At 71.1% G+C, this 21,464-nt stretch carries 19 protein-coding genes; 7 read left to right on the top strand and 12 right to left on the bottom strand.

The window, feature by feature from the left end:
* The first annotated feature begins 150 nt into the window (after positions 1-150).
* Positions 151-1,323, top strand: a complete 1,173-nt coding sequence (locus ACFQV6_RS08640) for an amidohydrolase (RefSeq protein WP_378026831.1) — start codon at positions 151-153, stop codon at positions 1,321-1,323.
* Positions 1,324-1,336: 13 nt separating this feature from the next.
* On the opposite strand, the gene ACFQV6_RS08635 is transcribed toward ACFQV6_RS08640, so the two are convergent.
* Genes ACFQV6_RS08635 through ACFQV6_RS08610 form a run of 6 tightly spaced genes read right to left on the bottom strand, consistent with a single transcriptional unit; the run spans position 1,337 to position 7,437 of the window.
* Positions 1,337-2,311, bottom strand: a complete 975-nt coding sequence (locus tag ACFQV6_RS08635; protein WP_378026830.1) for an NAD-dependent epimerase/dehydratase family protein — start codon at positions 2,309-2,311, stop codon at positions 1,337-1,339.
* Between the two features lie 12 nt (positions 2,312-2,323).
* A complete protein-coding gene (locus tag ACFQV6_RS08630; RefSeq protein ID WP_378026829.1) occupies positions 2,324-3,442 on the bottom strand; it encodes a cytochrome P450 in 1,119 nt (372 codons plus the stop codon).
* Positions 3,439-4,200 (bottom strand): glycosyltransferase, encoded by a 762-nt coding sequence (locus tag ACFQV6_RS08625; protein WP_378026828.1) that lies wholly within the window; start codon positions 4,198-4,200, stop codon positions 3,439-3,441. Before ACFQV6_RS08625 ends, ACFQV6_RS08630 begins: the two co-directional genes overlap by 4 nt.
* Positions 4,197-5,702, bottom strand: coding sequence for a class I adenylate-forming enzyme family protein (locus tag ACFQV6_RS08620; RefSeq protein WP_378026827.1), 1,506 nt, complete (start codon positions 5,700-5,702; stop codon positions 4,197-4,199). Before ACFQV6_RS08620 ends, ACFQV6_RS08625 begins: the two co-directional genes overlap by 4 nt.
* A 2-nt stretch (positions 5,703-5,704) precedes the next feature.
* A complete protein-coding gene (locus tag ACFQV6_RS08615) occupies positions 5,705-6,445 on the bottom strand; it encodes a glycosyltransferase family 2 protein (RefSeq protein ID WP_378026826.1) in 741 nt (246 codons plus the stop codon).
* The gene (locus tag ACFQV6_RS08610) at positions 6,442-7,437 is read right to left on the bottom strand and encodes a 3-oxoacyl-ACP synthase III family protein (protein ID WP_378026825.1); all 996 of its coding nucleotides are present in this window, start codon (positions 7,435-7,437) and stop codon (positions 6,442-6,444) included. The genes ACFQV6_RS08615 and ACFQV6_RS08610 overlap by 4 nt, the downstream gene beginning before the upstream one ends.
* Positions 7,438-7,572: 135 nt before the next feature.
* Here ACFQV6_RS08610 and ACFQV6_RS08605 point away from each other — a divergent pair, with 135 nt between their 5' ends.
* The gene (locus ACFQV6_RS08605) at positions 7,573-9,510 is read left to right on the top strand and encodes a PAS domain S-box protein (RefSeq protein ID WP_378026824.1); all 1,938 of its coding nucleotides are present in this window, start codon (positions 7,573-7,575) and stop codon (positions 9,508-9,510) included.
* Here ACFQV6_RS08605 and ACFQV6_RS08600 read toward each other — a convergent pair.
* From ACFQV6_RS08600 to ACFQV6_RS08580, 5 genes are all read right to left on the bottom strand, one after another.
* A complete protein-coding gene (locus tag ACFQV6_RS08600; protein ID WP_378026823.1) occupies positions 9,507-10,217 on the bottom strand; it encodes a hypothetical protein in 711 nt (236 codons plus the stop codon). The two genes, ACFQV6_RS08605 and ACFQV6_RS08600, sit on opposite strands and share 4 nt — an antisense overlap.
* Positions 10,214-10,816, bottom strand: a complete 603-nt coding sequence (locus ACFQV6_RS08595) for a hypothetical protein (protein WP_378026822.1) — start codon at positions 10,814-10,816, stop codon at positions 10,214-10,216. Before ACFQV6_RS08595 ends, ACFQV6_RS08600 begins: the two co-directional genes overlap by 4 nt.
* 96 nt (positions 10,817-10,912) lie before the next feature.
* On the bottom strand, positions 10,913-11,536 hold the full coding sequence (locus ACFQV6_RS08590) for an RNA polymerase sigma factor (RefSeq protein ID WP_378026821.1): 624 nt from the start codon (positions 11,534-11,536) through the stop codon (positions 10,913-10,915).
* Positions 11,537-11,596: 60 nt separating this feature from the next.
* A complete protein-coding gene (locus ACFQV6_RS08585) occupies positions 11,597-11,884 on the bottom strand; it encodes a hypothetical protein (protein ID WP_378026820.1) in 288 nt (95 codons plus the stop codon).
* 287 nt (positions 11,885-12,171) lie between these two features.
* Positions 12,172-13,602: a serine/threonine-protein kinase gene (locus ACFQV6_RS08580; RefSeq protein WP_378026819.1), complete on the bottom strand. Its 1,431-nt coding sequence runs from the start codon at positions 13,600-13,602 to the stop codon at positions 12,172-12,174.
* 203 nt (positions 13,603-13,805) lie between these two features.
* Here ACFQV6_RS08580 and ACFQV6_RS08575 point away from each other — a divergent pair, with 203 nt between their 5' ends.
* The 5 genes from ACFQV6_RS08575 (at position 13,806) to ACFQV6_RS08555 (ending at position 20,104) form a co-directional block, all read left to right on the top strand.
* Positions 13,806-15,062, top strand: a complete 1,257-nt coding sequence (locus tag ACFQV6_RS08575; protein ID WP_378026818.1) for a hypothetical protein — start codon at positions 13,806-13,808, stop codon at positions 15,060-15,062.
* A 10-nt stretch (positions 15,063-15,072) separates the two neighbouring features.
* A complete protein-coding gene (locus ACFQV6_RS08570; protein WP_378026817.1) occupies positions 15,073-15,666 on the top strand; it encodes a class F sortase in 594 nt (197 codons plus the stop codon).
* A gap of 22 nt (positions 15,667-15,688) precedes the next feature.
* The gene (locus ACFQV6_RS08565; protein WP_378026816.1) at positions 15,689-16,723 is read left to right on the top strand and encodes a VWA domain-containing protein; all 1,035 of its coding nucleotides are present in this window, start codon (positions 15,689-15,691) and stop codon (positions 16,721-16,723) included.
* Positions 16,724-16,850: 127 nt separating this feature from the next.
* On the top strand, positions 16,851-17,426 hold the full coding sequence (locus ACFQV6_RS08560; RefSeq protein ID WP_378026815.1) for a TetR family transcriptional regulator: 576 nt from the start codon (positions 16,851-16,853) through the stop codon (positions 17,424-17,426).
* 155 nt (positions 17,427-17,581) lie between these two features.
* On the top strand, positions 17,582-20,104 hold the full coding sequence (locus ACFQV6_RS08555) for a PAS domain S-box protein (protein WP_378026814.1): 2,523 nt from the start codon (positions 17,582-17,584) through the stop codon (positions 20,102-20,104).
* Between the two features lie 328 nt (positions 20,105-20,432).
* Here ACFQV6_RS08555 and ACFQV6_RS08550 read toward each other — a convergent pair whose 3' ends face one another.
* Positions 20,433-21,455 carry a DUF2278 family protein gene (locus ACFQV6_RS08550; protein ID WP_378026813.1) on the bottom strand — a complete coding sequence of 341 codons (1,023 nt, stop codon included), beginning with the start codon at positions 21,453-21,455 and terminating at the stop codon, positions 20,433-20,435.
* Positions 21,456-21,464 lie beyond the last annotated feature (9 nt).

The raw sequence follows: 21,464 nt of genomic DNA, 5'->3' as shown, positions 1-21,464 counted from the left end.
TGATCAGACAGTTCCGGGTGGCGGTTGAGAGGGAACCGTTTCTCCCGTACGCCGAACTGTTGTCGCTGATCTTCGGCGGGGCAGGTTCGCCGTACGCCGAACTGTTCTTCCTGACCTCCCGTCGGGACCGTTTCTTGCGGAAAGGGCCTCATGAGCGACGGATACGGAGACATCGACACGGCGGTCGGCGAATGGCGGGACCGGCTGATCGCCCTCAGCCACAGCCTGCACGCCGAGCCCGAGGTCGCCTTCGCCGAGCACGCCTCCGCCGCCAAGCTCGCCGGGGTGATGGCCGACGCCGGCTTCAAGGTCCGCGAGGCGGTCTGCGACCTGCCGACCGCCCTCACCGCCGAATACGGTGAGGGCGACCTGACCATCGGGCTCTGCGCCGAGTACGACGCGCTGCCCGGTATCGGTCACGGCTGCGGCCACAACATCATCTGCGCGTCAGCGGCCGGCGCCGCCATCGCGCTGAAGGAGGCCGCCGACCGGTACGAATTCCGGGTCAAGCTGCTCGGCACCCCCGCCGAGGAGAGCGGCGGCGGAAAACAGCTGATGCTCGAACGGGGCGCCTTCGACGACGTCACCGTGGCGATGATGGCCCACCCCGGGCCCAGCGACCTGGCCGGGCCGCTCGACAGCACCCAGGCCTGCAGCCGCTTCGAGGTCAGCTACGGCGGCCGCCCCGCCCATGCCGCCGGCGCACCCTGGGACGGCGTCAACGCAGCCGACGCGGCGGTGGTCGCCCAGGTCGCGATCGGCCTGCTCCGCCAGCAGACACCCCCGCCTTTCCGGATCGCCGGCATCGTCCGCTCCGGCGGCGACAGGACCAACATCATTCCCGAGCGCAGCGTCCTCGAGTACGAGGTACGCACCACGAACGCCGGACAGCTACCCGTGCTGTACCGCCGGGTCCGCGCCTGCTTCGAGGCGGGCGCCCTGGCCACCGGCGCCACCGTGGAGTTCCGCCGCACCGAGCCCGACTACCTGGACCTGCGCAACGATCAATGGCTGATCGAAACGTACGCAAGACACCTGCCCGCCTTCGGCCGCACAGCCGCCCACCTGCCCCCGGGCTCCAACAGCGCCTCAACGGACATGGGCAACATCAGCCAGACCCTGCCGTCGATCCACCCGATGATCGCCCTTCACGGTGTGGACGCCATGCCGCACACCCACGAGTTCGCGGCCTACGCGGTCACGCCTGCTGCCGATGAGGCGGTGGTCCACGCCGCCCAGCTGCTGGCCCGCACCGCCTTCGACCTGGCCGGCGATTCCTCCCGCCGGTCCGCCTACATCGCCCTCCACCAGGCCCGCCGCTGACAGTCCCGGGCGGTCAGGGGAGGAAGTCGGAGAAGGTACGGCGGGGGGTCCAGCCCTGGGACCGGGCTCGGGAGATGTCGAGGACTACGGCGGTGGTGAGTTGCTCCAGCGCGTACTGGGAGAGGGCGGGTTCGCGGTGGGTGAGGCGGGCGGCGGCGGTGGACAGGGCGGCGGCTGCGCGGGTGAGGGGGATCGGTAGGTGCTTTACGGGAAGGCCGCACGCGGCGGTGACGATCTCGTCCCGGCGGTAGGTGGGTGCGTCGGCGATGTTGTAGGCGCCCGATGGCCACGTGTATGAGGCCAGACAGGCGTCGGCGAGGTTTTCGACCGCGGTCAGGCTGAGTGGGATGTCGGGGCCGGGGAGTAGTATCCGGCGGCCGAGGATTGCTCTGCGCAGGCGGGGCAGCAGGTGTGGGTCACCGGGGCCGTAGACGGCGCGGGGCCGTAGAACCACCGCACCCGCGTTCAGGGCGAGCTGTTCGCCGGCGGCCTTGGTGCGACCGTAAGCGGTCATCCCGCCGAGCGGATGGTCCTCCCTGATCGGTGACGGCAGGGCGGACGGCAGGGCGGACGGCAGGGCGGACGGCAGGGCGGACGGCTTGGCGGACGGCTTGGTGGACGGCTTGGCGGACGGTGGGGCGTAGACGCTGGCGCTGCTCACCCAGACGAGCGGGCGGCCGGCGGCGGCCTCGAGCAGGCGGGTGGTGCCGGTGACGTTGACGGCGTGGAAGGCGGCTTCGGCGGTGCGGCCGGGCGGGGGGTCGCCGACGGCTGCGGCCAGGTGCACGATGACGTCGGTTTGGTTCAGGTCGGGGAGGGTGCGGGTGGCGTCCCAGTGCCGGAAATCGCCGACGGGGCCGGGGCGGCGGCCCAGGCAGGTCACTGTGGCGCCGGCGGCCGCGGCGGCTCGGGCGACTACGCCACCGCAGAAGCCGCTCGCTCCCGTGACGGTGATCCGCAGCCCGGCGAGCCGATGATCAGCATTCACCGCGCGGGCCGATCACGAGGATTCACCGGGCGGCATTTCGCCCGCTTGGATGATCAGGGAGGACCAGCCGGGGAGGGCGCTGTGCCGGTCGGCGCGGGCTTTGATCACCACGGGGCGGTGTGGGGCCAGGGCGGTCAGGGCGTCGGCGATCTGTTCGCGGGCGAGGCGGGCGCCGGGGCAGGCGTGTGGTCCGGCGCCGAAGACCAGTTGGGCGATGTGGGGCGGTGCCGGATTCTCCGGGGACGGGTCTCGGTGGTGGGCTTCGGCGGCGTGCCGGGCTATCAGGATCAGCCGGTCACCTCCGCGTACCGGGCAGCCGTCGATCTTTCCGGGCTCCGCGGCGACGCGTGGCAGGAGGGGCGTGGGTGCGGTGACCCGGAGGAGTTCGGCGGTGAGTGCGTCGCGGTGGGACTCCGCGTGATCCCAGAGTTCGGCATCCGCGCACCAGGCGGCAGCCCGGGGCAGCGCTGCCACCGTCGTGTTGATCGCCGCGACGGCGAGCATGGCCGCCAACCCGTCAGGCCGCGGACTGGGCGCGGCGCCCGGCAGAACAGGTGTCAGCAGGGCGTTGAGACGATCGGCCGCGGCGCGGGCGGCGCGGCGGGCCCAGGGGCGGGGGAGGCCGGGTAGATGCTCGCGGGCGGCGGCTGCCGCGGCGGCGCGGGCGGCATCGGCCAGGGTGCGGCCGTCAACGGGGACATTGAGCAGTGCGGCTGCGGTTGTTCCGGCCAGTTCGGCGGTGACGTCGACCAGGTCGATCCGGCCGCCGGGGGACGCCAGCGAGGCCAGTCTCCGGTCGAGGACGGACATCCAGATCGGGCGCAGGCGGGCCACGCCGTCGGCGCTGAGGGAGTCGGCCAGGGTGCGGCGGGTGCCGCGGTGGGCGTCGCCCTCCTGGTCGAAGAGGAGACCGCCGCCGGTGAGCCGTCCGGCGGCGCCGCCGGTGGTGCCGTCGGCGGTGCGGTCGAGGGCGACGCGGGTCAGGCCGTCCACGAAGGCGGTGCGGGAGTGGGCGAGCACGGTGCCGCCGAGCCTTGTCACCGGACGGTGCCGGGTGGCCGCCAGCAGGGCGAACAGGAGCGGGTGGCTGTGCAGGTACACCCGCCGATCCCGATTGCGGGCGGCGCTCACCGGACGTGGACCTCGGTGGTGGAGGCGGGTCGCCAGCGGCGGTCCCAGTACCAGAGCAGGGTGCGGCGGGCGCCCCACGCCCGGAGGCGGCGCAGGCTGGCCTCCACGATCAGGTCCTCGGCGCGGACTATGCGGTCGGTGTGGCGGCGGGCGCGGTTGAGCAGGGTGACGTCCTCGGAGCCGGCTTCGAGGGGTTCGCGGGCGGTGCCGCCGCAGGTCAGGTAGAGGTCGGCGGTCAGGGCGAGGTTGTGGCCGTGGATCAGGACGTACGGGGTGCGGAAGCCGGGCGCGCGGTGGGTGCGCCGGTAACGGCCGTAGAGGGCGGCCAGGCGGACGGCGGCGGGGAAGAGATGGCGTTCCGGCCAGGTGGGTTGTTCGTCGCGGCGGGGGATGCTGCGGCCGCAGACCAGGGCGGCTCCGCCGATGAGGTACGACCGTGCTGTCGCGACCCAATCCGATACCGGCCGGCAGTCGGCGTCGGTGCGCGCGAGGAACACCGCTCCGGTGGCGATGGCGTGACGGAACCCGGTGTCGGCGGCGGTACCGGCGCCACGCTCGGATTCGGTCACCACCTCGACCGGGAACGGGGCGGTGGCGGCGAAACGGCGGACCACGCCGGCGGTGTCGTCCGTGGAGCCGTTGTCGACGACGATGAGCCGGAAGGCGGTGTCGGTCTGTGCGGCGAGCGCGGCGAGGGTGCCGGGGATCGTGTCCGCCTCGTCGTAGGCGGGGACGATGACGGCGAAGCGAGTGCTCACGGTCGTACCGTAGAAGGTTGAAAGCCGGCGGCGAACGACGCGGCAGCGGCCCGATCGGGTTTGCGGGACCGGCCGGCGAGCGGGACCGGCGCGAAGAGCACGCGGTCCGGCCGGGCCGCGCCCATCCGCCGGAGCGGCTCGCGCAGCGCGGCTTGCACGTCGGCCCGATTCGCGCCGGGCGCGGTCTGCACGATCGCGACCACCTCCTCGTCGCCGTCGCCCGCCGGGACGCCGACCAGGACGGCGAGGGAGACGCCGGGTACGTGGAGGCCGGGCTCGTAGAGGCCGGGATAGATGTTCTCGGCGCGGCGCAGGATCATGTCCTTGCAGCGTCCGCCCAGGACGACTCGGCGACCGTCCAGGCGGGCGATATCACCGGTAGCGACCCATTCATGCGGTTCGGCGCCGAGGTATCGATCGCAGACCCCGGGGCCGGCGAGCAACAGCTGGCCACTTTCGCCCGGCGATTGGTCGCCGAGATGAGAAGGGACGCCCGGCGGGTGGTCGCCGGGCGGGGAAAGCGAGCCGATGCGGGCGCGGACGCCGGGCAGGAGCTCGCCGACCAGGTCTCCGTCGCGATCAAAAGCAGACTTGTCGGCAGCCTCGACAGCGGCCGCCGGGAACACCTCGGTCAGCGCGTAGACACCCCAGGCCTCATCCGCGCCGGCCGCACGGACCCGGTTGAGCAGGTTCGCGGAGACCGGCGCCGAGCCACTGTAGACACGCCCGGTGAACGGCACACCGCCGTCGAGCGCCGCCCGCAACTGCGGCGGGGTGAGATAAACAGCCTGCGGACGCAACGCCGTGATCTGCCGGCCGAGAGCGCGGACGCGGCGCGCGGGGAGCGCGACGGGCGCCCCGGCAGCCAGCGACGGGAGCATCACGAAGAAGGTCCCACCCAGAACGGGCATCCCGGCACAGGGCCTGACCAGGTCGGACACCGCCCGTAACCCGGTGGCGAGGCCGGACCGGGTGTGCACCACCGCGCGCGGGCTGCTGGTGGTCCCCGAGGTGAAGATGATCACCGCGTCACCGTCGCCGTCGTACTCCGGTGCGGGCGGGGCGCCCATCGGCAGGGCGGGTGCGTTGCCGGGCAGGCGGCGGCCCACGGTCACGGTCGGTGCGAGTGCCGCGAGGTCGGGCAGGGCGAGGCCGGCGCGGCGGGCGAGCGGCGCCGCCCAGCCGGCGACCGCCTGAGCGGCCGCGTCCGCGACGATCAGATGCGGACGGGCCAGGGCGAGGCGCGCGGTGAGGACGTCCGGTCCGGCGGAGGGGTCCAGGACCGCAACCCGAACACCGATCCGGTACGCCGAGAGCACCACCGCCAGCGCACGTGGCCCCGGCCGCACGGCCAGTCCGAGCGTGTCACCGGCCCGGAGCCCGCGCGCGTGCAGAGCGGCCGCATACCGGTCGCGCAGCTCGGCCAGGTCACCACGGGTGACGGTGGAGCGGCCACGGAGCAGAGCGGGCGAGTCGTCACCCGGCCGGAGATCGACGAGCACGGTCACCTCGGGTCCGGGTCGAGGACACCGCTGCCCCGGTCCAGGTACCACTTGGCAGTGCGCACCACGCCGTACGCCCTGATTCTCCGGGTGGAATTCTCCACCACCATGGTGCGGCTGTGCACGACCGAGGTGGTGGTCCGCCGTACCCGATTGAGAAAGAGCCGGTCGGTCGGCGACGGCCGTCGCGGCATCCCGCCGCACGCCTGATACAGCTCCGCGGTGATCGCCATGTTGTTGCCGGCGTGCATCCGGTAGGGCGCCAGATAGCCGCCGCCGCGATGGGCCGGGCGCAACCGGCCGAAGAGCGCGGCCAGCCCGACCAGCCCGGCGAAGAACGCGCGCCCGGCCGGTCCGTGCTCGTCACGGCGCGCGGTGATCCGCCCGCACACCATCCCGGCACCGCCGTCGAGGGCGGCCCGCGCCGCGGCGACCCAGCCGGGCCGGGGCAGGCAGTCCGCGTCGGTCCGGGCGATGAGCTCGGCACCGGCGGCGATGGCGTGCCGGAAGCCGGTGTCCACCGCGCAGCCCACGCCCTTCTCCGGCTCGGTCAGCACGTGCACCGGGAACGGGGCGCGGTCCGCGAACGCGCGCACCGCCTCCACGGTGGTGTCGGCCGACCCGTTGTCGACCACGAGCAGGGTGAACGCGGTGTCGGTCTGCGCGGCCAGCGCCCGCAGGGTGGCCGGGATCCGGGCGGCCTCGTTGAAGGCCGGGACCACCACCCAGAGGCGGCCGCTCACGAGCACTCCCAGACCATCGTCATGATGCTGACCCCGCCGCCGAGACCGAGGAACAGCACCCGGTCGCCGGCTTCGAGGCCAGGGCGGATCCGGGCGAGCTGCACGCCGAGGGTGGCGCTCGCCATGTTGCCGAGCCCGGTCACCGTCACCTCCAGCTTCTCCCGCGGTACGCCGGTCACCTCGACGAACCGGTCCAGGTACGGCAGCGTCACCTGGTGCACCAGAATTTTGGCGTAGTCGCCGTGGTCGAGGCCGGTGCGGGCGCGTACCCGGTCCAGGATGCTGGCGCCGACCTTCTCGAAGACGCCGCGCAGCCGGTGACCGTCCCCGGCGAAGTAGGTGTGCTCGTCGCCGCGCGGATGCCGGGAGCCGCCGCCCGCGATCCCGCCGACCGTCCAGTGCTCGGAGTGGGTCTCGGTGTCGATGTCGAGGATGCCGCCGCGTTCCACCGGCTCCACGACGACAGCGGCACCCGCGTCGCCGAACGTGTAACCGGCGAACGAGCGGCGCGCCTCGGCCAGGTCGGCGACACCGGGGCGCATCACCCGCGACGGTGTCTCGCCGGTGACCACCAGGGCCCGGCGCGCCCGCCCGGCCAGGATCATCGAGCGGGCCAGGTCGATGCCGTTGACGAAGCTGTTGCAGGCGTTGGTGACGTCGAGCGCGTGGGCCCGGCTGCCGAGGGAGTCCTGGAGGATGTGCGCGGTGGCCGGCTCGACCATGTCCCGGCTGGCCGAGGCGAACAGGAGCAGGTCCACGTCGAGCGGGTCCAGCTCGGCGTCGGCCAGGGCGGCACGGGCGGCGTGCAGGCCGAGCGTCGACGCGTACTCGCCCGGTCCGGCGATCCGCCGGCGCTGGATGCCGGTGAGCCGGGTGAACAGGCCGCGCGGCAGGCGTACGGCGCCGGAGCGCGAGACGCTGTCCTGCAGCTCGGCCGTGGTCACCTCGCGTTCCGGCAGATGGGCGCCAACTCCGGTGATCCCGACCAGCACGGTTGAGCCGTCTCCCTCATGTCGATGATCAAGGTCGCCCATTGTCCTCCGCGGGCGCGAGCCCCCGATACCCGCCGATCGTCGGAGGAGGATCGTTAGCCTCAGATACCGGCGGCGCTGTCCGAACAGACGACCATGCCGGAACAGCTCTTCCTGGTCGGCAACCTGGGCACCATGGTCACCTATGCGGCGATCGCGGTGGCCGTCGCGGTGCCGGTCGCCCGTGCCGGGCAGCTGCGCAGCAACAAGCTGGCGGTCGCCACCGCCCTGATCTTCCTGACCTCGGCGGCCACGCACGGCCTGCACACCTTCCTCGCAGTGCGCAACCTGGACCAGGCCGAGCACTCGGTGCCGATGATTTGGGTCTGGGTGCTCGCCGTGCTGAACGTGGTGTGCTTCCTGACCGGCCTCTACTACTGGACACTGCGCCGCCGGTACGGCGTCCTGGTCAACGCCGGCGCCATCTACACCGACCCGCTGGCGGAACGCCGGCTGGCCGAGGCGCACGCGCACAAGCAGGAGGCGGACGCCCGGGAGCTGGAGGCCCGCGCCACCCTCGAGGCTGTCGCCGAGCACACCGACGACGCGATCGTCGGCCTCACGATGGACGGCCTGGTCACCGCCTGGAACGGTGGCGCGGAACGGCTGTTCGGCTGGACCGCCGCCGAGATGATCGGCAGACCGGCGTCGCTGCTCGCCGACCCGGACGGCGCCGCCGAGCAACGGGACGTGATCGGCCGGATCCGCCGTGGCGAGCGAGGCGTCCACTACGAGTCGCGGCGGTTCCGCAAGGACGGCACCCCGGTAGAGACGGCGCTGACCGTCGCCGCCATCCGGGACCGGGACGGCCGGGTCACCGGTATCTCGGCGGTGGCGCGGGACATCACCGCGGCCAAGGAGGCGGCCGAGCGGCAGCGAGCGATCGAGGAGCGCACCAACCAGGCACAGCGGATGGAGAGCCTCGGCAAGCTGGCCGGTGGAGTGGCGCACGACTTCAACAACATCCTGGCGATCATCGTGAACTACACCGACTTCGCGGTCGAGGCGGCAGCCGGTAACGAGGACGTCGAGACCGACCTGAAGCACGTACGCGTCGCCGCCGACCGGGCCATCAACCTGACCCGGCAGCTGCTCACCTTCACCCGCGGCGACACCATCCAGCCGCAGGACGTCGACCTCAACGCGGCGATCGCGGAGGTGCACGCCATGCTGGGCCGCACCATCGGCGAGCACATCAACCTGATGGCCGTACCGTCGGCGCGGCCGGTCGTCGTGCACGCCGACCCCGGCCAGATCCAGCAGGTGCTCCTGAACCTGGCGATCAACGCCCGGGACGCGATGCCGGACGGCGGCACCCTGGTGCTGGAGGCGAACGCGGCGGCCCTGGACGGCGACGAGGTGGACATGCAGCCGCCGCTGCCCGCCGGCCGGTACGCCCGGCTGCTGGTCAGCGACACCGGTGAGGGCATGTCGGCCGAGGTGGCGTCGCACATCTTCGAGCCGTTCTACACCACGAAGCCGCGGGGCCGGGGCACCGGCCTGGGCCTGTCCACCGTGTACGGCATCGTCACCGAGGCCGGCGGCAGCCTCAACGTCTACTCCGAGCCCGGTGTCGGTACGACGTTCCGGATCTACCTGCCGATGGTCGCCCTGCCCGGCCGGCACCCCGCGGCACCGCTCCGGCAGGCACCACCCCCGCCCGGCGACGGGCGCACGATCCTGGTCGTCGAGGACGAGCCGGCGCTGGCCCGGGTGGTCACCCGGATCCTCGCCCGCGGCGGGTACCACGTGCTGACCGCGACCGGCGGCGAGGAGGCCCTCGCCCTGTTCCGCCAGCACGGCTGCGACGCGCTGCTCACCGACGTGATCATGCCGGAGATGTCCGGGCGCCGGCTGGCCGACCTGATCCACGAGAGCCGGCCGGAGCTGCCGGTGCTCTACATGTCCGGGTACAGCAACGGGCTGCTCGGCACCACGCACGTGCTGGACGGCGACATCGCCTTCATCGAGAAGCCGTTCACCGCCCACGACCTCCTCCACAAGATCGCCGAGGTCGCCGCGGTCCGCGCCTAGGCCCGCACGTTGTGGAACTGTGGCTCGGGCCGGACCACCCGATGGGCCTCGGTGGCCGTCGCGTGGTCCAGGCAGACGTCGTCGGCGATCTGGAAGATCCAGTCCAAGAAGGTCTGGCCGGACGAGTCGAAGGTTCCCGCGCGGGTTTCGGCGATCTCGAAAGTCTTGCCGGCCAGGTGCACGGCTTCGTTGTACTCGACCCGGGTTGCCAGGTGTTCGACCAGGTGCGGCCACAGGGTAGTGCGTTTGGAGTCCAGGTTCTCCCGGCTCAGTCGTGCCGTCCTCTGCCCGGGGCAACCCGGGAATCTCCCCCGGTTACGGCCGGGCGGTTGCGCTGTCCGCTCGGCTTCGGCAAGGAGCCGTGCAGCTCTGGTCTCGGCAGCCACGGTGATCTGCGCGGCTTCGCATCGGGCGGAGAGTTCGACGTCGGTGGCGGCGGAGCGTGCCTTGGCCATGATTTCGGAGGCGGTCCGGTAGGCGGTGGCCTCCCACTGGGCTTCCTGCTGGGCGAGCTGCCGGAGTTGGTCAGGCATCAAACCCCAGAGCCCGGTGTCGCGCAGCCGAGCCTTGACACGATTGAGCTTCTCGGTGAGGGCCAGCCGATCGTCGGCGGTGAACGCGGTCGGCTCCAGTTTGCGCCGGGCGAGCAGGTCGCGGACGAGGGCCCGGATTTCCGCGCGGGTGTCGTCGGTCTGATCCGCGCTCACGGTAGGCCCTCCTCACTGATGAACAACTCGCTCAGGTCGGTCACCCGGGTCCCGCTCCGGTACAGCTCGATCGCGAGCCCGCTGGCCGGCGTCCGGAGTGCCTCCGCTATCTCCGCCGGTGACCAGGGAGCCAGCACCATCGTGACGAGATCGCGTTCCTCGGATCCGAGGAACGCGAGGTATTGCTCGAACCAGATCTCGGTGGTCGGCTCCGCGGGCTGTGGCGCCTGAGCCGAGTGCCGTCCCCGGTACGTGGCTCGGATGCTGTCCCTCTGCCAGCGCAGCCGGAGGAGGAACACCAACGCCAGCGCTTCGGCGATCCGTGCCGGCTCGTCCATTGCGCTCCAGCTGAGCGTCAGGTTGGCCATCCAGTTGTCCATCGCCTCCTCCGCCTCGGGTGGGTCGGCACCGAGGGCACGAAGCAGGTCCCGGGTGGGAGCGCTGTCGTTGACCAGGGCGTCCAGCTCGGGGCACTGCTCCAGCGAATTGCGCGCGTCGTGCTTGCGCGCCCACCGGGCCAGTTCATCCGCATCGGTACCGAGCTTCGGTGGGGTGGGGCGGACGGGTGGTATCAGGCGCCGCCGCTCAGTTGACGACAAGGAAACCTCCGAAGGCGCGAGTGAATGTGACCTGCATCACAAAGGTTGTGCGATTGCGGGGCGCGACGACTCTTGTAGGTGTGCCGGTACGAGGTCTCACGCCTCGCGGCCATTGACGGGGTGCTGCTCGCACCTTGAGGGGATCCGCCGCTCCGCGCTCCAGGCAAAGAGTTCGATCGGAGCGGCGGATCCAGCTACCGGTGCGGGTGAATCGGTGATCCGATGGCGTAGCCGGCGCCGGGCGTGGGTCAGGTTGGAGCGCACGATCTTCGCCGGTTTGCCGGTCACCGCCGCTATCTCCGAGGGTTGGAGACCGTCGAATGTCAGTGCCAGGACCTCCCGCTGGGCCAGCGGCAACGTGCGCAGCAGTCCCAGCGCCGCCCGCTGCTCCAGGCTGGACGAGTGCCGCGTCTCGGGGTTCTCTGCGGCGTCCGAGGGGACAGTCTCGGCGACGTCTGCCGCGGATCCCGCGGGGATCGTGCCGCGCGCCCGGCTGACCGACCGCAGCCAGGTGTTCTTGGCGACGACGCGGACCCATGGTGCCGGGTCATGGACGCTGTCCCAGCGCGACATCAGAGCGATCATGGCGGTCTGGGTCGCGTCCTCCGCCTCGTGCGGGTCAGCCCCGAGGCGGAGCAGGAGGCCGACCACCCCGGCGAAACTTTCCTGATAGAAGGACTCGAAGGTCGGCTGGGTCGACGGCGGCGTCTTCTGCTGCACGAAAGTCACCTCTTCGTTCGTTCGACGGAGTGCTCGGTCGCCGGCTCGTGAAGTGAGCTGTCAGGGCTTTTCCGGGAGGATTTCGAAAATCCGCGTCAACGCCTTGCGAATGCGCCGCCGGTAAGGCGCGGCAATCCACAGGGCTGCCAGCGCGCAGAGCAGAAGCTGGCCAAGATTCGCCCACCAAATGATCTCTTCGGCGGGTTGCATGGCGATTCCGATCAAACCTTTGATCATTCCGGTGACAACGAGAAAGATCGAGGCGCGCTGGTAATAGCGGAGGAGGCGTTCGGTTCGCTGGTGCTCGTCCAGCCGTGCCGTGACGTCTCCTGATTCGTTTTTGGGCATGGTGCTCCTATGTGAGGGGGTCGCCTCTCCAGCGCTCCAGGCAGTGGACGATCAGAAGAGGGACCCAGCTGTGGTCGATTAAAGTACTCGCTCAGCAGACGCCCCGCTGCAAATACTCCGCGTAATTTATCGATTCGGCATAAATACTTGCTGGTAACGAACCGGCACATGCCGCCTGACCAGACCAAGTGACGATTGGTGATGGTGAAATCACCCGGCGCATGTATTGGCGCAGCGTTGCGGTTTATTGACGTACAGTATCAATGCGAATTTACTTCACCATGAATTCAAGATCCCATTCCGCGCATCGGGCTGAACGTGGTGAGGATGACGGTGAGCCGGGGCAGGCCGTCGGCCCAGGCGGTGCGGGCGGTGCTCCACTCCAGCAGATAGCCGCCGGCCACCCGGTGAAGGCCGCGCATGGTCACGTCGCCGGCGCGGAAGGTGTATTCCCAGATGGCGCCCGATGGTGTGGGAAGCGCTTCGATACGCAGGCGCCGGTAGGCGGGGAGCCGCACCTTCTGCTCTTCGGCGAGCAGGGCGGTGACCACGTCCGGCGGTTGCTCCGGTCGTCGGCTGACGGTCAGGACCGGACCGCCCTGGGCGCCGGTGAAGACGACGGAGTCGCCCGGGCCGGTGGTCGCCCGCCAGCCGCGGGGCAGCGCGACCCGGAAGCCGCTCGGGTCCTGCCACCAGGCGAAACCGGGGGGCAGGGCGGCGAGGGCGGCGGAGGCGGGGACCGGGACGGCGACTGATTCAGGCGTACGCGAAGAGGGGTTGCCGTCGGCACTGGCGCTGAGGGCCGTGAGCATGGCGAAGAGGGTGAACGCGGCGGCGATGGCGGAGAGCCGGCGGCGCAGCACTGTGCGCGCCCGGGATCGTGCCGGCTGGCCGGTTCTGGCGATGCGGTGCAGGTGGGCGCGCACCTGGCCGGCGGTGAGACGGTCGGCGGGATCGCGCAGCAGCAGGCCGGTGAGTACCGGCGTCAGGGGGCCGGCGCGGCGCGGTGGGTCGGGGCGGCTGTCGGCCAGGGCGCGCAGGATCGCGGAGGTGGTCTCGCGGACGAACGGTGGGCGGCCCTCCACGGCGTGGTAGAGGGTGGCGCCGAGCGACCAGAGGTCGGACTGCTCGGCGGAGACCCGGTCGAAGAGGCGTTCCGGGGCGATGTACTTGGGTGAGCCGAGCACCACGCCGGCGTCGGTGAGGGTCTCGACGGCCTCGGGGGTGACCGCGGGACCGAAATCGGTCAGCACGACCCGGCCGTCGTCGGCGATCAGCACGTTGCCGGGTTTGACGTCGAGGTGCAGCAGCCCGGCCCGGCGCGCCGCCGCCAGCGCGGACAGGACGGCCAGGCCGATCGCGGCGACCCGGTCCGGTGGGAGGGCGCCGGACTCCTCCACGACCTCCTGGAGCGACCGGGACGGCAGGTATTCCATGATGATCCACGGGCCGTCGTCGTCGGGCAGCACATCGAGGGTGCGGATGACGTTGGGATGCCGCACCCGGGCGGCGGCCCGCGCCTCCGGCAGCGCACATCGCCGCACGATCTCGCGCTGGGCGGGGGCGAGTCCTTCGGGGACGGTGCACTGTTTGACAACGACCAGGGGGGCGCCTTTCGCCGCGTCGTCGGCGGCGAGCCAGATCCGGCTCATCCCGCCGGCGGCGAGCGGCCGGATGATGCGGTAGCGCCCGGAGATGATCTCTCCCGGAGGCGTCATGCCGTCACCTCGAATGTCTGCACCTCGAACGACTTGCACCTGGCAGGGAAAGCCCTCGTCAGCAACCTCACCGACATTACTGCAAGCAAGCAAACAGTAACTGTCGGCTTTCCGGTTGTGCTCGGGTCTCCCACGCTTCGGACGATCGGCGTAACGTCGGCCGCGTTGGATCTCCTTTGCGGACGCTGCGGCGAAGAGGCGACATGCGGACTTCACGCCGGTCGATCCCGGTTCTCTGCGCACTCCTGCTGGCCGTCTCGCCCTCGCCTCCGGCGGCGCGGGCGACAGGCGAGGACCAGGCTGTGGTCACCGTGCGGTGGTCCGCTCCCGCCGATCCGGCAGATCTTGCCGTACGCCTGCAGGCGCTCCTCGGTCAGCACTCGGTTCTCGCGGCCGGTCTCATGCGCAGCCGGATCCGTGGCGACGACGACTTCGTCCAGGCCGCCAACGCCGCCCTCGGCAAGAACACCGACGCGATGACCGACCTGATGGCCCAGCTGTTCGGCGAGGACATGGTCAACGAGTTCAGTCCGATGTGGGCGGAACACGTCGTCGAGCTGGTGGCCTACGCGAGCGCGCTGGCCGCCCACGACGACGCCGCCCGGGAGCACGCCCGCGAGGAGCTGATCGAGTACGAGGGTGAGCTCAGCGCGTTCCTGGCCGGACAGTCCCACGGCCGGCTCAGCCCGTCCGCCGCGCACCACGCCCTGGCCATGCACGTCGAGCACCTCACCGAGCAGGCCGACGCGTACGCCGCGCAGGACTACCTGACCGCCGACCGCGCCTACCGCGAGGGCTACCGCCACATGTACGACCTCGGCCTCACCCTGGCCGACTCGCTGCTGCCCGCCCGGGATCGCCCGGCGCTGCGCGAACCGGTCTGGCGCCTGCGCTCCCAGCTGGGCAAACTGCTCGCCGAACACGTCGTGCTGGTCGGCGAGGTGACCCGGGCCGCGGTCGCGAACACCCCCGACTTCGACGCGGCCGCCCGCATGATCAACGCGAACACCCGGGACCTGACGGCCGCCATGGACAGCCTGTTCGGCACGACGACCGCGCGGCGCTTCCAGCGGTTGTGGGGCTATCACGTGGAGCAGCTCGTGGCGTACGGCGGGGCGACGGCGGCGGGTGACAACGAGCGGCGCGACCGGGTGCGGTCCAAGCTGAAGGAGTACGAGGGGGAGATCGCCACGTTCCTGAGCGGGGCGACCGGTGCGCGGATGACCACGCCGCAACTGGCCGCGGCCTTCGCCGGGCACGACGACATGCTGCTGCGGCACGCGGACGCGTACGCGGCCAAGGACTACGCGGCGGCGCACGACATCGCTTACTCGACCTACGAGCACGGGTTCGACCTGGCCCGGGACCTGGCGGACGCCTTCGGTGCGAGCGTGGCGTCGCGCTTACCGCGCGGAGGGGCACAGACGGGGTACGGCGGACTCGCTCGCGGCGAGCGCTGAGATGGGCGGCGTGCGGTGGGCGTACGTCTGCTCGCTGCTCTTGATGGTGATTTTCGGTCTGGCCGGCGCGGAGCGGGTTTCCGGAACGCAGCCGGATCGGCCGGCGGCAGCGGGCGGGCCGATAGTTGCTGACCGGTTCCGATCGGACGCTGACTATGCGGCGGTTGCTGTCCCGGTGCGGTTGCGGATCCCTGAGCTGCGGGTGGAGAGCCGGCTGGATCGTCTCGGGGTGCAGGCCGACGGTGCGGTCGCGGTGCCCGCTGATCCCGATGTGGCCGGGTGGTTCTCGGGTGGTCCGCGTCCGGGGCAGCCCGGGCCGGCGGTGATTCTCGGTCATGTCGACTCGAAGTCGGGGCCGGGTGTGTTCGCCGGGCTGGCCGGGGCGCGGGTGGGGACGCTGGTGCACGTCGAACGGGGGGACGGCAGCACGGTGACGTTTCGGATCGGCCGGATCTCGCGGGTGCCCAAGGACGAGTTTCCCACCGAACTGGTGTACGCGCCGACCCTCGACGCGACGTTGCGGCTGGTGACGTGCGGTGGGGGCTTCGATCGGAGCAGAGGGAGCTATCGCGACAATGTCATCGCGTACGCCGATCCGGTCTAGGGCCGCGGGCATCCTGGTGGGTTTGTCGGCGTTTTCGGCGTTGCCCGCGCCGGTTCCGCTTCCGGTGGTGGCCTCGATGGTGGCCGGGGGTGAGACGACGGTCGTGGTTGATCTCGGGGCCGGACCGCCGGGTGGGACGGAGGCCGTGACCGTCACCCACGACGGGGTGGCCCGGAGCGCGCGCCTCGAGCCGGTGGTCGCGGACGGGCTGGCTGTCACGCTCGTGGTGGACGCCTCGTCGGCCGGCGCGGCCACCCTGCCCGCCTGGCTCAGTGCGGCCGCCCGGTTCGTCCTCGGCGCGCCCTCCGGTACCCGGTCCGTGGTGATCCCCGACCGGGCGCCCGCCGCGGCGATCACCGAACCGCAGCGTGGCGCGTCGGGTGTCGTCCGCGCGCTCGACGGGGTCCGGGCCGGCGGGGAGCGGGACACCGCGGCCGCGCTCGATCTCGCCGCGGATCAGTTCCCGGAGGCGGCGGACGGCCGGCGGGTCGTCGTCCTCTACACGACGGCTGCCGACGCGGGCGGGTCCAGCGCGGAGCAGGTCGCGGCGCGATACCGGGCGAGCGGGACCATCCTGGTGGTCGTCGGCACGGCTGCCGCTGCCGGCTATTGGTCGGGGGCGGCGGCGGGCACCGGTGGGTTCTTCGCGCCGGCCGGGGATCCGGTGGTGGTGCCCGCTCTGGATCAGGTGGAGACGACGCTGAGCGGGCGTTATCTGGTGCGCTTCCCGACGCCCGCGGAACTGCCCGCCCGAGTGGGGGTGCGGGTGGAGACGGAGGAGCTGGCGTTCACGGGCGAGACGGTGGTGGAGGCTCCGGGTGGTGATGCGGGGCGGCCGTGGGGCCCTTGGATCGGTGGCGGGGTGGTGCTGGGGCTGGGGCTACTGGTGGGGCTGCTGTTGATCGTCAGGGGGCGGGCCGCACCGGCTCCGGCTCCGGTGATCGCTCCGGCCGATGGTGTCGAGGGGGACGGGTTCGGGGCCGGGCCGAGATCGGCGCATCCGATGTCGCCGCCCGCCGTCGGCCGGGCCTCCGTGCCTGGCCGGCGTCCGGATTAGATCTCCTCGGCTCCGGGCCCGGCGCTCCCCGTTCGATCTGATCGGGTGCGGTTCTGAGAATTCGACGATGGTGACATTCTCGTTACCGGCAAGTAACGTAACTCGTCGGTAGCAAAGGGGGTGGCAGGTGCTGTACGGGACCCCGACCGCACGTCGCCGTGACGCCCTGCGCAACCGTGCGGCCATCCTCGAAGCCGCCAGCGAGGTGCTCACCCACGGCGGGGCCGTCGCCCTGATGCCGGAGATCGCCCGCCGCGCCGGGGTCGGCCAGGCCACCCTCTACCGCCACTTCGCCGACCGGCACGCGCTCACCGCCGCCGTGATCACCTACCAGCTGGACCGCCTGGAGGCGCTCGTCGCGGTGCACGCCGGCCAGCCCGCCCACTTCCGCAGCCTGCTCTGCGAGGTCCTGCACACCCAGATCGCCATGCGCGGGCTGGTCAGCCTCGTGCGCCGGCTCGACCCGGCCACCCAGGAGCGATACCGGCGGCGTGCGATCGCCGCGGTCACCGGCCCGATGAGGTACGCGAGAGAGCACGGCTACGTCCGGGCCGACCTGGTGCCCGAGGACCTGGCCCTGCTCTTCGCGATGGTGCAGGGAGTCGCCGAGGGCACCGACGATCTTGCGGCGGCCCGGGCGGCGGCGGACCGTGCCGTCGACTTGATGCTGGACGGGGTGTTCCGCGCCGGCGCCGAGAGTTGAACCCCGGCTCCACCTCTGTTTCGCCTCGATCCCGCCTCTGTTTCGCCTCGATCCCGCCTCTGTTTCGCCTCGTTCCCGGCTCGGTTCCTCGGTACCGCCTCAGTTACCGGGGAAGGCTGCCGATTCGCTTTGCCGGAAGCTTTTGGGGAGCGGTGGTGACGGTGCACAGTACGGAGACCTGCGCTCTCGACGCCCGGGAGCGGGCGGAACTCGAACGGCTGCGGCACGCGGTGACGGGCGAGCGGCATTTCTACGCGTTCCTGCGTGACGCCGCGCAGCAGCGGGCGGCGGCGGAACGGGCCGCCCGGCAGACCAGTGCGCTGCTGTCGACGATCGAGGCGCAGCGGGCGGTCACCGCTGTCGCGTACGACCGGGACGCGGCCCTGGCAGTGGTCGCCGAGCAGGCGATCATCGGATTCCCGGCCGCCACCGGAGCCGTCGTCGAACTGCTCGACGAGGACGGCGAGAACCTCGTCTACGAAGCCGTCGCCGGGACCCTGGCATCGCACGCCGGCCTGCGAATCTCCGCACACGGCTCGCTCAGCGGCATCGCGATCGCCGGGCGGACCGCCGTACGCTGCACCGACACCGAGACCGACCCCCGGGTGAACCGGGACGCCTGCCGCGCGGCCGGGATCCGATCGATGTGTATCACGCCGCTGCATCAGGCCGGCGAGACCATCGGCGTGCTCAAGGTGGCCAGCGGCACGCCCGGCGCGTTCGACGCCGCCGACGCCCACCAGCTCGAACTGCTAGCCACCAGCCTCACCTCCGCGCTGATGCACGCCGACGACTACGCGCGAAACGCGGCCCTGCTCGCCCAGCGGACCGGGGCGCTCGCCGCCCTCGAAGCCAGCGAGACCCGGTTCCGGCTCACCTTCGAGAACTCGCCGCTCGGCCTGATCGTGGCGAGCATCGACCCCGGCTCGTACGGGCGCTACCTCCAGGTCAACCCGGCGATGTCCGCGATCACCGGCTACACCACCGCGGAACTCACCAGGATGAGCTTCCAGGACCTGCAGCACCCGGAGGACGTGGAGGCGACCGAGCTCACGCTGCGGGAGATGCTCGCCGGTGGGACTGAGTCGGTTCGTGCGGAGAAGCGGTACCTGCACAAGGACGGGCACACCATCTGGGTATCCGTGCGGGTTGCTGTGGTGGCTCCCTCGTACGTCATGGTCCAGGTTGAGGATGTGACCGCGCAGCGTGCCGCCAACGCCCGCCTGCACCAGCAGGCGAAGCTGCTGGAACTGATCCCGGCGGCGGTGATCATCCGCAGCCTCGACGGCCGGATCCGCTGGTGGAACAAGGGGGCCCAGGAGCTGTACGGGTGGTCGCTCGAAGCCGCCCGCGGGACTGTCACCCATCGGCTGCTCGGTCCGGCTGACGCTTCCGTGCTCGCGCAGGAGCGTGCCTTGGCGGCGGAGGGGCGCTGGGAAGGGCAGTTGCAGCGGCTCACGGCGTCCGGCCGTACCGTTACGGTGCTCAGCCGCCAGGTCGTTCACCGGCCGGACTCCAATTCCGGGTTCTTTGAGGCCGAGGTGCTGGAGGTCAACACGGACGTGACCGCTGCCCGCACCGCCGAGCAGGCCCTCGCGGTCAAGGAGCAGCGCTTCCGCGCCCAGTTCACCCACTCCGCGGCCGGGCAGGTCATCCGTGCGCTCGACGGCACCCTCATCGCGGTCAACAACGCCTTCGCCGCGATGGTCGGCCGCCGCCCCGACGAACTGGCCGGGCGCAACATCGACCAAGAACTACTCAGCGTCGACGACCGGATCCACGCCCAGCGGCAGATCGCCCAGCTCTTCGCCGGCGAGGCCGAGTCCTACATCCACGACGCCCGCATCCGCCACGCCGACGGCCACTGGGTCGGCATCGAAGCCACCGTCTCCCTGGTCCGCGACACCAACGGCCGCCCCAAACACCTGATCGTCGTCGCCACCGACGTCTCCGCCCGCCGCGCCGCCGAAAGTGCCCGCGACCTGGCCGCTGCCGCCCTCGCCGAGCGCAACGCCGAACTCGAGGAGGCCAACCAGCTCAAACTCGACCTCATCGGCATGCTCGGCCACGAGATCAGCAACCCGCTCTCCGCCATCCTCGGCTACAGCGACCTGCTCGCCGAAGACCTGGCCGAGGACTCACCGCACGGCCGCGCCGTAGCCGTGATCGGGCGTCAGGCCCAGCAACTCGACGACATCGTCCGCGAGGTGCTCGCCATGGTGACCATCGACGCCGGCAACATCAGCGCGGTCCGCCAGGAGATCAGCGTCCACACCGAGATCGGACAGGCATTGAAGGCGACCGGAAACGGTCACCTGCCGGTCCGCGGTGCCGATGCGCGGATCCTCTTTCACCCCGGGCACTTCCAGCAGATCATGGTGAATCTGCTCTCCAACGCCACGAAATACGCCGGCGGTGCCTCTGCTGTTTGCGTCGAGTCGTCCGGTTCCTTCTTGACGGTGTGCGTTCAGGATGGCGGGCCGGGGGTTCCTGAGGAGTTCCGTCCCCGCCTTTTCGACCGTCTCGCCCGTGCTGAGCGAGATGCGGGGACGGTGCGGGGGACTGGGCTGGGGCTCTACATCGTCCGTAGTCTGGCCCGCGCCAATCACGGCGACGTCCATTACGAGCCTGATCCGGCGGGCGGTTCCCGTTTCCTCCTCGAAGCGGAGCCGATTTAGTAGCGGGCTCGGCGGTGTCGGGCTCGGCGGTGTCGGGTTCGGTGGTGGCGCGGTTCGGTGGTGGCGCGGTTCGGTGGTGGCGGCGCTTTGCGGTGGTGGCGGCGCTATTCGCATGGGTGACCGCTTTCAATCATTTCAATCATTTTGTACGGTCGTGTTCAGTCCCGCCTTTTCGCAGCGATCAGGTGACCACTTCCGGTCGTAGCGCCGGCGCCGGGCTGAAGTGGGTGGTTGCGCTTCCGCGCTTCCCGCTTTGTCCCGTTATCATCCAGTCACTGCGGTGAATAGATGCCGCCGAGCGTTGGTGGGCGCACCCGTTAGCCATGAATCAGAAGACGACGGTCCAGCCTTCTCGGCGGCCCTGGTCGGCGGTCCAGGCGACGCCGTCCACCTTGAGGCCGTCGGCGTCCAGCAGCGTGAGCGTTCCGCCGCGGTTCCCCAGAGCGGCCGGCGGCGTGAGATGGACCTGCACGATCGCGCCCGCACCGAGGCGTCCCTCCAGCGGCTGGCGGGACACCGGCTGCGTAGTCGGCGACACCAGTGACCACCCGGTCAGATCGATCTCCGCGGGTGACGCGTTGAGCAGCGTGACCGTCTCCGGTTCCGGTGCCGGGCCGACCGGGTTGACCAGGGCGGCGACGATCCGGATCAGATGGTCGGGCTCAGAAGGGCCAGGGCCGGGGCCGGGGTGGGGCACTGTCGACAGTGGGTGACCGGTGATGTCGTCGGTGTGGAAGACCTGGGACTGGAAGGCCAGGAAGACGGCCACCCAGTCGTCGGCGGCGGGGAAGTGCAGGAGCAGGGCGCCGTCCTGGTGTACGCCGTTGTCGCCGGCGAACTGGCCCGCGTTGCCCTGGTTCATGTGGACGTCGTGGACGCCGTTGCCGGGGGCGAAGCCGAAAATCTTGTCGGGTTTGTTCTGTTCGGGGCCCCAGGCCTCGCCGAACACGTAGGCGCGGGCACCCGGATCGCCGAGGGCGCGCTGGACGTAGTGGTCGAGGAAGTCGCCGAGGTCGTTCTCCGGGCCGGGTGCGGCGGTGGGTACCGGGCGCATCTGCTCGCGCTGGAACAGGTTTCCGCGGATGTAGTCGAGGGCGGTTCCGCCGGACCGGCTCTCCAGCTCGTTGAAGCCGTCGGGCAGGTCGCGGAGTTTGTCGGTGACCGGATGCTGGAACCGGTCCAGTCCCAGGTACAGCAGGTCCGGTGGGGACTGCTGTGACCGTACGTTTACGGCCGCCCGGTAATCGACACCGGCGGCGCGCAGATGGATCTGGTAGTGCGGCGTGTCGGTGGTCTCGATCCGGCGGTCTATGACGGCGGCGCGTAGCACGCCGTATCTCTTCAGCGGCATGTTCCGCAG

Source organism: Actinoplanes sp. GCM10030250, assembly GCF_042666575.1.
Taxonomy (GTDB): domain Bacteria; phylum Actinomycetota; class Actinomycetes; order Mycobacteriales; family Micromonosporaceae; genus Actinoplanes.
The sequence above is the reverse complement of the archived record's forward strand: the minus strand, read 5'-3'. Positions and strand labels throughout refer to the sequence as shown.

What these genes read in the sequence shown, in the direction of transcription:
- ACFQV6_RS08640 (WP_378026831.1), top strand. Translation starts at nt 151, where the DNA reads ATGAGCGACGGATACGGAGACATCGACACGGCGGTCGGCGAATGGCGG.
- ACFQV6_RS08605 (WP_378026824.1), top strand. Translation starts at nt 7,573, where the DNA reads ATGCCGGAACAGCTCTTCCTGGTCGGCAACCTGGGCACCATGGTCACC.
- ACFQV6_RS08585 (WP_378026820.1), bottom strand. Translation starts at nt 11,884, where the DNA reads ATGCCCAAAAACGAATCAGGAGACGTCACGGCACGGCTGGACGAGCAC.
- ACFQV6_RS08580 (WP_378026819.1), bottom strand. Translation starts at nt 13,602, where the DNA reads ATGACGCCTCCGGGAGAGATCATCTCCGGGCGCTACCGCATCATCCGG.
- ACFQV6_RS08575 (WP_378026818.1), top strand. Translation starts at nt 13,806, where the DNA reads ATGCGGACTTCACGCCGGTCGATCCCGGTTCTCTGCGCACTCCTGCTG.
- ACFQV6_RS08550 (WP_378026813.1), bottom strand. Translation starts at nt 21,455, where the DNA reads ATGCCGCTGAAGAGATACGGCGTGCTACGCGCCGCCGTCATAGACCGC.